Genomic DNA, 10,350 nt, shown 5'->3' with positions numbered 1-10,350 from the left:
TGCGCGTCGGGGGTGGTCAAACGTTGGCCAGCTGGGGTGGTGGGTCGAGCCCGGCGAGCTCTGCGGGTGCGGCCCGAGACCAGCCAGGCCCGAGACCAGCCAGGCCCGAGACCAGCCAGGCTCAGGCGAGCCAGGCGACGAGGACGGCCAGCCCCATGCTGCCGACGATGCCGAGCAGGAAGCCGCGTCCACCGGTCAGCCGCCGGCGCGTTGCGCTCGGCGCCGGCACCGGCGGGGTCGGGCCGGCGAGGAGCAGGTAGGCCGGCACGCCGATCGGTGGGACCAGGAGGAGCAGCCAGAACCACGCCCACCGCGTCGCCCGCCACGGCTGGGGGGAGCCGGTCAGGGAGAAGAGGGTCCCGAGCAGGACGCCGAGGTGGAGCAGCCCGGCCCAGGCCGGCAGGCCCCAGCCGAGCACCGAGGACCCCGGCCCGGTCCATGCGGTCCGAGTCACCCGGAGGTCGGGCTGCAGGTCGCGCAGGCGTGCCTCGACGTCGGCGACGGCGGGGTCGTCGTCGGCGCCCTGCGCCCCGGACCGCCCCGATGGCAGCGGGCGCTCCTCGACGAGTGCGGTCGTGTAGGTCAGCAGTCCCCGGTCCCAGCGGACCTGCACGGAGGCAGAGCCCCTATCGCCCTCCTCCAGCCCGCCGGCGACCTCGACCTCCTGGACCTCGCCGGAGGCGACCGCGTCCTCGAGGTCGGACAGCGTCGCCTCGCGCTCGCCCGCGAGCAGGGCGACGAGCGTCAGCGCCACCCAGCTGACGACGAGCATCCACCGGCAGGCCCGCGCGACGCGTCCCCAGGACGCGACCTGGGGTGGCGTGGTCGGCGCGAGGGCGGTCGTGGGCGGCACCCCATGGACTGTAGGCGAGGAGCCGCCGGACTCAGTCCTCCAACAGCTCCTCGAAGCCGAGCTGTCGCACGAACGCGTGCTCCTCGCCCTGGTCGGCAGCACGGGCCCGGGCCAGGTCGGCGCGGATCTGCGCGTCGCGTCGCTCCTGCGCCTCCGTCTCGAGGCGCGTCACGAGGGCGTCGCCGAGGGCTGCACCCGAGAGGAAGGCGCCCTCGACCTTGGAGACCGGCCCCCACCCGTCGCCGCAGACACCGAGCCCGGAGGGCGTCAGCAGGAACGGCTCGTCGCGCGACCCGGTCGGCCGCGCCATCGACCAGCGCTGCAGGTGGGTCCCGCTCGGGGGGACGGAGATCCCGAGCACCCGCTGCACGGCAGCCACCATCGCCGGCAGCGCGGCCTGCGGGTCGGGCACGTGAGGAGCGGCGAAGGTCGGCGTCGAGTGGGCGACCAGCACCGGTGCGCCGTCGCCGCGGCGGCTGCCGTCGTCGGCGATCCAGGCCAGGTCGGGGTCGTCGTTGACGAACGCCCCCGCGACGAAGGCGCCGTCGAGGTCCCACAGCCGGGTGGGCCACCAGGCCGTGAGGGCCAGCACCGGCTCCCACTCGCGGCTCAGGTCCGCGGCCAGCGGCGACAGTCCCTCGCCCAGCAGTCGCGCTGCTTGCCCGTCGGGCATCGCGAGCACCACGGCGCTCGCCGGGGTTCCGTCGACGCGCAGGCCCTCGGGGTCGGCGGTGACCACCTCGACCGCGTCCTCGCGCACCTCCAGCCCGGAGGCGAGCGCCTCGACGACGGAGCGCATCCCGGCCGGGGTGCCCCAGCGCACCGGGCCCTGCTTGGGCGCGGGAGCGGCCCCGGAGGACAGGACGGTGAACGTGTCGGTCCACGGCCGCACCACCCCGGCTGACTCCAGGTCGGCCACGACCCGGGCGAAGCGGTCGTCGGTGACGGTGAAGTACTGCGCGCCCGTGTCGACCGGCCGCTCGGCCAGGCGCCGGCTCGCCATGCGACCGCCGATCCGGCGCCCACGGTCGACGACCGTCACCGGCAGCCCGGCCTCGGCCAGGACTCGAGCACACGCCACGCCGGAGATGCCGGCCCCCACCACGATGATCGGATCCACCGCCCCAGGGTGACAGGGTGGTCAATCGGGCCCGAGACAACCAGCCCGTTTTCCCTCGGATGTGCCCGATCCGTGCCAATCTCCTTCGTATGAAGCTCGACGTGAGCCCGCGGTCGGCGCGCGGTCGCCGGTCGGGAGTGCTGCTCGCCATCGTCGTGCTCGTGCTGCTCGCGGGCTCCGGCCTCGCCGTCAGCCAGGTGGTGCAGCGCCAGGTCGACGAGGCGGCCGGACACGAGATCCGCGACCGCACCGAGGCCCTGCGCGCGGCGACGTCCGCCGAGGTGCAGCGCTATGCGACCGCCCTGAGCCTCTCGGCAGCCGGCCTGGCGGCGGCCGACCGGCCGACGTACGACGCCTTCGCGACGGCCACCGCCCCGCTGCACGACATGGACCTGGCCGGCGCCACCTCGATCGTGTTCATCGCGGCACCGGTCCTCGAGCAGGACGTCGCGGCCCAGCAGCGCTACTGGCGGGCCCTGGGGTCCACGGACCTCGTGCTCGAGCCGAGCCCGGACCTGGGGACGCACGTCTTCGCCGTCTTCAGCGACCCCCTCGACGGAGCGGCCAGCCGCAGGACCGGGATCGACGTCGCCGCCGCCCCGGCGCCCTACGCAGCGCTGACGGAGGCGGCCCGGTCCGGCGACGTGGCGCTCAGCGAGCCCTACGTGCTGATCATCGACCAGTCGCTGCCGCCGGAGGAGCGCCAGACGTCGTTCTCCATGACGGCCCCGGTCCTGCGGCCGGGGCCCGACGGGGACCGGCTGATCGGCTGGGTGCTGCTCGGGATCCGCGGGCAGGACTTCATGGGTGGCGTCCTGCTCGAGGCTGCGCAGGACGCGGTCGACGTGGAGCTGCTGGCCTCCGGCGACACGTCCACGGGGGCCCTGGTGGACGTGGCCGGGGTGCTCTCGACGGCGACGGGCGAGCGGGACCTACGGCGTACGACGACCCTGCCGGCCGCCCAGCGCACCTGGACCCTCGAGGTCACGGCCAACGCCGACGCGCTCGTCGGGACGGGCAGCTACCTCCCGCGCATCGTGCTCGGTGGCGCACTGCTGGTGGCCCTGCTGCTCGCCGGACTGACCTGGATGCTCGCCTCCGGGAGGGCGCGCGCCCGCGCCCAGGTGCGGCGGGCGACCCGGGACCTCGTCGAGGCCGAGGCCGAGGCCCGGCGCCAGGCCGGCCTCCTGACCGCGGTCCTCGACTCGATCGGCGACGGCGTGGCCATGGTGGACGAGGACGGCGCCTTCCTGATCCACAACCCCGCGGCCAAGGAGCTCCTGGGGGTCGAGGACATCGAGCGCCCCGAGGAGTGGCAGCAGCACTACGGCCTCTTCACCACGGCGGGCGAGCCGTTCCCGCAGGCGGAGCTGCCGCTGATGCGGGCCCTGGGTGGTGAGTCGACCGACGAGGTCGAGATGGTCGTGCGCAACCGGGCGCGGCCCGACGGGGTGCACATCGCGGTGAGCGGGCGCCCGCTCGACGCAGCCGGGCAGCGCGGCGCTGTCGCGGTGTTCCGCGACGTGACGATCGACCGCGAGCAGCGCGCCGAGCTCGCGGCGTTCGCCGGCGTCGTGGCGCACGACCTCAAGCACCCGCTGACCGTGATCATCGGCTTCCTCGAGCTCATAGCCCTCGAGGCGGGCGCCGCCTCCGAGCCGCCGTCGGCCCACCTCGACCGCGTCGAGCACTACACCGACCGAGCCCTGTCCAGCGCCCGCCGGATGGACGAGCTCATCAGTGACCTGCTCGACTACACCACGGCCCGCGACGCCGGCTTCGCCCTCACCGAGCTGGACCTGGGGGCGCTGGCGCACGAGGTGCTGGAGGAGCAGCTCGCGCGTGCCTGGGAAGGGGAGCCGCCCGTGGTCCACGTCGGCGCACTCCCCAGCGTGATGGGCGACCGGGTGCGGCTGCGCCAGGTGTTCGCCAACATCCTGGGCAACGCGATCAAGTACACCGCTCCCGGTCAGGTCCCTCGTGTCGAGGTCACGGCCGTGACCTCGGACGACGCGGTCACGGTGCTCTTCAGCGACCGGGGCATCGAGATCCCCCGGGACCAGCGGGCCGCGATCTTCACACCGTTCCACCGGGCCCACACGCAGGGCTACAGCGGCACCGGCCTCGGTCTCGCCATCTGCCACCGCGTCGTCACCCGGCACGGCGGCACCCTCACGGTCCACGACAACCCCGGTGGGGGCTCGGTGTTCGAGATGACCCTCCCGCGGGGCCGCACGCCGAAGCCGCGGCCCCGAGGGGATCAGCCGGCCGCGATCGCCTCGCGCATGCCGTCGGCCCCGACCTCGGCGCCGTAGGCAGGCTTGTCGCGGTCGAAGCGGCGGCCCTCCACGAGCGGACCCGCGTCGACCACGTCGAAGCCGAACTGGTCGATGAGGTCGCTCACGACCTTCTTGGCGTCCGCGTCGTCCCCGGCGATGGCCAGCGCACGACGTGCGGGGTCGCCGGCCGGCAGCGCCGCGTCGACGATGTGCAGGGCCTGGATGGCGTTGAACGCCTTGACGACCTTCGAGGTGGGCAGGTGCTCGGCGAGGAGCTCGCTGGGGCTGGTGCGGCCCTCGTCGATGTCGGGCCACCGGCCGTCGCGCTCGAAGTAGTAGTTGTTGGTGTCGATCACGACCTTGCCCGCGAGGGGCTCGACCGGGACCTGGGTGTAGTTCTTGAACGGCACGGTCACGACGACGAGGTCGCCGGCCGCAGCCGCGTCCTCGGCGGTGCCGGCGCGGGCGCGCTCGCCGAGCGAGGCGACGACGTCGCCCAAGGTCTCGGGGCCGCGCGAGTTGCTGAGGACGACGTCATAGCCGTGGGCGACCGCCTGCTGGGCGATGGCCTTGCCGATGTGTCCGCTTCCGATGAGTCCGATGGTGGTCATGGGAGGCACAACCGGCGCGGGTGAGGAGTTAGTCCCGGATGTGGTGCAGGAGACTCGTCCCATGACCCCGGACGACCTGACCGACCTGCTGGCTGACGGACTCCTCGTGCTCGACGGCGGCATGTCCAACGCCCTCGAGGACCGGGGGGCGGACCTGTCCGACGACCTGTGGACCGCCCGGCTGCTGCGCGACGCCCCAGACGAGGTGGTCGCGGTGCACCGGACCTACTTCGAGGCCGGCGCCGACGTGGCCACGACGGCGAGCTACCAGGCCAGCGTCCCGAGCCTGGTGGCGTCGGGCCTCGGCGCGGCCGAGGCGGAGTCGCTGATCAGCACCAGCGTCACGCTGGCCCGGATCGCCCGCGACCAGGTGCAGCGTGCCGCCGGTCGCCGGCTGCTCGTCGCCGCCTCCGTCGGTCCCTACGGCGCCGTCCTGGCCGACGGCTCGGAGTACCGCGGCGACTACGGCCTCAACCCCGCGCAGCTGCGCGACTTCCACGGCCCTCGCCTCGAGGTCCTGGCCGCTGCCGGGCCGGACCTGCTCGCCGTCGAGACGATCCCGGACGTGCGCGAGGCGGAGGTGCTGGTGCCGCTCCTGGACGAGCTCGGTCTCCCGGCCTGGTTCTCCTACTCCGTCGCCGACGGCCGCACCCGCGCAGGCCAGTCGCTCGAGGAGGCCTACGCCGTCCTCGCCGGCTCGTCCGCGGTCGTCGCCGCGGGGGTCAACTGCTCCGCTCCTCCGGACATCAGCGCCGCCGTCCGTGCCGCGGTCGCCGCCACGGGCCGCCCGGCCGTCACCTATCCCAACCGGGGCGAGTCCTGGGACTCGGCGCACCACGCCTGGCGGGGCGCCGACCTCTTCGACACCGCCCTGGCGCTCACCTGGTGGGAGGAGGGGGCGCGGCTGCTGGGCGGCTGCTGCCGGGTGGGTCCCCGCGACATCGCCGGGCTCGCCGAGGTCCTGGCGGCCCGGCGTAGCTGACCGTCTGCGTGGACGGGCGGGTGTGGCCCGCGTTACGGCATGGCAGGTGTGTCTGTGGGGTACAGGTCATATGCCATGCACACGCGCCCTCCCTCCTCGCGCCTGCGCTGGGCCGACGTCGCCAAGGGCGGCTGCATCCTGCTGGTCGTGCTCCACCACGTGGTGGGCAAGCACCTGCTCGCGGTCGTGCCGGACGACCTCGCAGTGGTCGCGGTGGCCTGGTCGGGCGTGAGCGGCGCCCTGCGGCCGGTGCGCATGCCGCTCTTCTTCGTCCTGAGCGGCTTCTTCGCCTCGCGTGCGGTCCACCGGCCCTGGACCTCGGTGGCGCGGCGGGTCACCAGCCCCGCCTACGTCTACGTCGTCTGGCTGGTCCTGCTCGGGCTCTTCTTCACCTGGGAGCAGGACCTCGTCACCAACCGCACCCAGGACCTGGGCGAGCTCGCGGTGGACCTGCTCCTCGCGTCGACGGCCCTGTGGTTCCTCTACGCCCTCGCCGTCTACTTCCTGGTCGTGTGGCTGACGCGACGCGTGCCGGCGTACGCCCTGGTCGCGGTCAGCGGCTTGGTGGCGCTGGGAGCCGGAGCGCTCCCGATCGAGGAGGCAAACCGGGTGTCGCTGCTGGTGCACCTGGTCTACTTCGTCGTCGGCGCCCGGTGCCCGGGTGTCGTCACGGCGCTCGCCGGGGTGCGCGTGCGGCGGCTGCTGCCGGTGGGCGTGCTCGCGCTGCTCGGGGGGTCCGGGGCCGTCGCGCTGCTGGGCCTCCCCTCGCCGGTGCGGGTGGTCCTCCTCAGCGTCGTCGGGGTCCCCGTCGGTGTGTGGGTGGCTGCGGCTCTCGTGCGCGCGGCCCCGGCCGCCCGCGTCGCAGGTGCGCTGGCGTGGACGGGCCGTCGCACCCTGCCGGTCTACGTCCTGCACCTCCCGGTCCTCGGAGCGCTGCACCACGTCCTGGTCGTGCCGGGCGCTCCTGGTGCCTCGACCCTGGCCAGGACTGCGGGGGTGCTGGTGGCGGCGGCCTACCCGCTCGCGGTGACCGCCGTCGTGGTCGTGGTGTCGCTCGCGGTCCACCGGCTGCTGGTGCTGCTCGGGCTGGGGCTGCTGTTCGAGCTGCCGCGCCGGCCGCAGGCTCGGGTGCCCGACGGCCCTCAGGCCGACGTGGCGTCGCGCACGGGACGGGCGACGACCACGATGTTGGAGAGGTACTCGCCGTCGGAGAAGTCCGTGCAGGTGACCAGCACCAGCCGACCGCGGCCGCGGTCTTGGCCGAAGAGCTCCTCCGCGGCTGCGGCGAGCTCGGCCTTGGAGTAGACCTCTACCCGGGTCGCCCGGTAGTCCACGAGCCGGCCCTCGTCACGGACCTGCACCACGTCGCCGGGGCGAAGGTCGCCGAGCCGGTTCATGACACCGCCGCCGGTGTGCACGGTGTGGCCCGTCACGACGGTCTGGCCGCTGCGGGCGCCGGGCTCGGCGCTGAGGTCCCACCACCCGACCTGGTCGGTGTCGCTCGGAGGGGTCAGCACCTCGCCCACCTTGGCGATCGGGACCAGGGGCGCGTCGAGGGAGATCGACGGGACCAGGATCGCGTCGTCACCTCGGGGGAGCGTGATGGCCGGTGACGTGCCGAGCGGGCCGGTCCCGGAGCCCTCGGACGCGGGCAGCGCAGGACCGAGGAAGACCAGCACCAGGGCCATCAGGAGGAGTCCCCGGATGATCCTCGCGTCGGTCGCCTCGGCCTGCTCCGCCGGCGTCATCGTGGTGTCGTCCGCTCGCGCCGCGATCAGGTGCGCTGGAAGCGGCGGTAGCCGATCAGCCCGGCCACACCGGTCAGCAGCACCAGGCCGGCGCCGAGGGCGCCGCCGGTGAGCGACAGGTCGTCGCCCGAGGACCCGGCGTCGACGATCGTCGGGACGTCGGGGTCCTGCGGGTCGGGGTCAGGCGTCGGGTCGGGGTCCGGGGTGGGGTCCGGATCGGGGGTGTCGCCGGCGCGGTCGTTGGGGCCGCAGGTGACGTTGCCGATCTCGGCGTTGACCAGCGGGGCGTCGGTGAACTGGGCCGCGGCCGGCAGCACGTTGAGCACCAGGGCGGTGATTTCGATGGCTCCGGGCGAGGGCTTCGACTGCTTGTTGAGCGTGATCTCGAGGAGGTTGTCCTCGAGGGGCGCGAGCTGCGGGGCGATCTGGGCGATCAGGTTGTTGACGATCTGGTCCTGGATCGGGTCGATGATCGCGCTCAGCGGTGCCAGCTGGCCGTCGAGGGTGTTGTTGATGTCGACGCGCAGCGCGTCGATGACGGTGTTGAGCACCACGTCGAGGTCGGTGAGGACCTGGGTGTTGGGCGGCGGGCTCGCGGGCAGCTCGACCAGGTCGATCGCGGCGCCGCCGACGTCGAGCTGGAGGGTGGTGTCGGCGATGTTGGCCGTGCCGCTGGTCGCGTTGCCGGGGCCGGCGGTGCAGCTGGCCTGCACGGCACCGAGCGTCCCGCCGAGGCCGGTCGCACCGAGCGGGGCGAGGCCGTCGCTGATCGCGGCGGTGAGGGGGCCGACCAGCTGGTCGATGATCACGTTGAGCGGAGCCAGGGGACCCAGCGCGGAGGCGGGGTCGATCAGCACCGCACCGGTGAGGTCGAGGTTGGCGATCGAGATGCCGACCGGGTCGCCGGGGGTGAGGCACTGCGACTCGCCGACGTCGGCGATCGAGGCGCCGTCACCGGCCACGCCCGAGCAGGCGGCCGAGACACCCTGACGGCCGTCGAGCTTGGCCTCGGCGTCCTGGGCGAGGACGCCGACGTCGAGGAGGTCCTGGTTGCCGAGGACCGCGACGGGCGGGTTGGCCTCGCCGGTCTTGGTCTCGCCGGAGCCGTCGTTGGTGGCCTTCGTCGTGCCGGAGTCGGTGCCGTTGCCGGCGAGCGAGATCGTCAGCGCGGTCGCCGAGGCCTGGGACACCGTGGTGGCCGCCAGGGCCGGAGCCACGGACATCGCCGTCAGCGTGACGGCGCCGAGCGTGGCCGCCAGCGTGGTGAGTCGTCTGGTCAAGAGATTCTCCTGGAGCAGTGCGGCGCCGCGAAGGGCCGCGGTGCCGAGGAGTTGATGTGAAGTTGTGTGGCGTCAGGCGATCCAGCGCGTCCGAGCGAGCGGGTCCAGCACCCCATGTGCGTGCGATCACGGTAACTCCGTCGGGCCGATACCGCGAGGGCATCCCGCTTGCCGGAACGGCCGGACTGACGCAGGGTGGGGTCGGTGGTCACCTCCGCACGCCCTGCCCCCGGAAGCCCCACCTACCTCGCGGCCCAGCGCGCCGACCTCCTGCGCTTCGCCGCGGGCTCGCGCCACGAGCTGGGCTTCGGCTATCTCGACAGCGACGGCGTCGTCGACCCCGCTCGGCCCGTCGAGCTCTGGATCACCTGCCGGATGACCCACGTGGCGTGCCTGGGGCTGCTGGCCGACGAGCCCGCAGCGCCGGGCGGGCCCGGACCCGCCGAGCTGGCCGCACTCGCCGCGCACGGGGTCGCGGCGCTGACCACGAGCCTGGCCGACGACGAGCACGGCGGCTGGTTCGCGGCGGTCGGGCCCGGCGGAGTCGTCGACGACACCAAGCAGGCCTACGGCCACGCCTTCGTGGTGCTGGCGGCCAGCTCGGCGACCGCAGCAGGGATCGACGGTGCACCCGCGCTCCTCGAGCAAGCGCTCGTCGTGCTCGACGACCGGTTCTGGGACGACGCCGAGGGCCTCGTCGTGGACGCGTGGGACCGTGCGTGGTCCCGGCTCGACGACTACCGCGGCGTCAACGCCAACATGCACACCGTCGAGGCACTGCTCGCCGCGGGCGACGTCACCGGCGAGGTGGCGTTGCACCGACGTGCGGCGCGCATCGCTGCGCGCGTCGTGGCCTGGGCCGAGGACAACGCCTGGCGCATCCCCGAGCACTTCACCGCGACCTGGGAGCCCCTGCTCGAGCACCACCGGGAGGTGCCCGCGCACCCCTTCCAGCCCTACGGCGCCACGGTGGGTCACGGTCTCGAGTGGGCCCGGCTGCTCGTCGCGGTCGACCGGACCTTCGGCGGCGACGCCCCGGCGGGGCTCGCCGAGGCCGCGGTGGCCCTGGCCGATCGTGCCGTCGCCGACGGCTGGGCCGGCGACGGCGAGGAGGGCTTCGTCTACACCACCGACTGGAGCGGGGTCCCGGTCGTGCGTGCCCGCATGCACTGGGTCGCGGCGGAGGCGGTCAGCGCCGCCGTCGTGCTGCACCGCGTCACGGGCGAGGAGCGGTGGCGCGAGGCGGGGGAGCGGTGGTGGGCCTACGTCGACCGGAACCTCGTCGACCACGAGCGGGGGTCCTGGGTCCACGAGCTCGACGAGCTCAACCGTCCGAGCGGCCGGACGTGGCCGGGCAAGCCGGACGTCTACCACGCCTACCAGGCCGCGCTCCTGCCGTGCCTGCCGACGGTGCCGTCGTTCGCGAGCGCGCTGCGCTCGCTCGGTCCGTAGGGTCGCTCGACCGATCGGGGCCCGC

General features: G+C 74.1%; 8 protein-coding genes and 1 pseudogene. 4 read left to right on the top strand and 5 right to left on the bottom strand.

Features of this window, described 5'->3' with window-relative positions:
* Window positions 1-121: 121 nt before the first annotated feature.
* Both AAG827_RS10160 and AAG827_RS10155 read right to left on the bottom strand, forming a co-directional pair.
* The gene (locus tag AAG827_RS10160; protein WP_341925829.1) at window positions 122-853 is read right to left on the bottom strand and encodes a hypothetical protein; all 732 of its coding nucleotides are present in this window, start codon (window positions 851-853) and stop codon (window positions 122-124) included.
* 31 nt (window positions 854-884) lie between these two features.
* Window positions 885-1,973, bottom strand: coding sequence for an FAD-dependent oxidoreductase (locus AAG827_RS10155; protein WP_341925827.1), 1,089 nt, complete (start codon window positions 1,971-1,973; stop codon window positions 885-887).
* Window positions 1,974-2,062: 89 nt separating this feature from the next.
* On the opposite strand from AAG827_RS10155, the gene AAG827_RS10150 reads away from it, so the two are divergent.
* Window positions 2,063-4,288, top strand: a complete 2,226-nt coding sequence (locus AAG827_RS10150) for an ATP-binding protein (protein WP_341925825.1) — start codon at window positions 2,063-2,065, stop codon at window positions 4,286-4,288.
* Here AAG827_RS10150 and AAG827_RS10145 read toward each other — a convergent pair.
* Window positions 4,234-4,863: an NAD(P)-binding domain-containing protein gene (locus tag AAG827_RS10145; protein WP_341925824.1), complete on the bottom strand. Its 630-nt coding sequence runs from the start codon at window positions 4,861-4,863 to the stop codon at window positions 4,234-4,236. The genes AAG827_RS10150 and AAG827_RS10145 overlap by 55 nt on opposite strands.
* Before the next feature lie 61 nt (window positions 4,864-4,924).
* On the opposite strand from AAG827_RS10145, the gene mmuM reads away from it, so the two are divergent.
* Both mmuM and AAG827_RS10135 read left to right on the top strand, forming a co-directional pair.
* On the top strand, window positions 4,925-5,845 hold the full coding sequence (gene mmuM / locus AAG827_RS10140) for a homocysteine S-methyltransferase (RefSeq protein WP_341925823.1): 921 nt from the start codon (window positions 4,925-4,927) through the stop codon (window positions 5,843-5,845).
* 39 nt (window positions 5,846-5,884) lie between these two features.
* A pseudogene (locus tag AAG827_RS10135) lies at window positions 5,885-6,883 on the top strand (acyltransferase family protein); the annotation flags it as partial.
* 104 nt (window positions 6,884-6,987) lie between these two features.
* Here AAG827_RS10135 and AAG827_RS10130 read toward each other — a convergent pair.
* Window positions 6,988-7,593 (bottom strand): class F sortase, encoded by a 606-nt coding sequence (locus AAG827_RS10130; protein WP_341925822.1) that lies wholly within the window; start codon window positions 7,591-7,593, stop codon window positions 6,988-6,990.
* 26 nt (window positions 7,594-7,619) lie between these two features.
* The gene (locus AAG827_RS10125; RefSeq protein WP_341925820.1) at window positions 7,620-8,873 is read right to left on the bottom strand and encodes a hypothetical protein; all 1,254 of its coding nucleotides are present in this window, start codon (window positions 8,871-8,873) and stop codon (window positions 7,620-7,622) included.
* Between the two features lie 204 nt (window positions 8,874-9,077).
* On the opposite strand from AAG827_RS10125, the gene AAG827_RS10120 reads away from it, so the two are divergent.
* A complete protein-coding gene (locus tag AAG827_RS10120; RefSeq protein ID WP_341925819.1) occupies window positions 9,078-10,325 on the top strand; it encodes an AGE family epimerase/isomerase in 1,248 nt (415 codons plus the stop codon).
* The last annotated feature ends 25 nt before the right edge of the window (window positions 10,326-10,350 follow it).

Source organism: Nocardioides psychrotolerans (assembly GCF_943371775.1).
Classification (GTDB): domain Bacteria; phylum Actinomycetota; class Actinomycetes; order Propionibacteriales; family Nocardioidaceae; genus Nocardioides; species Nocardioides psychrotolerans_A.
The sequence above is the reverse complement of the archived record's forward strand: the minus strand, read 5'-3'. Positions and strand labels throughout refer to the sequence as shown.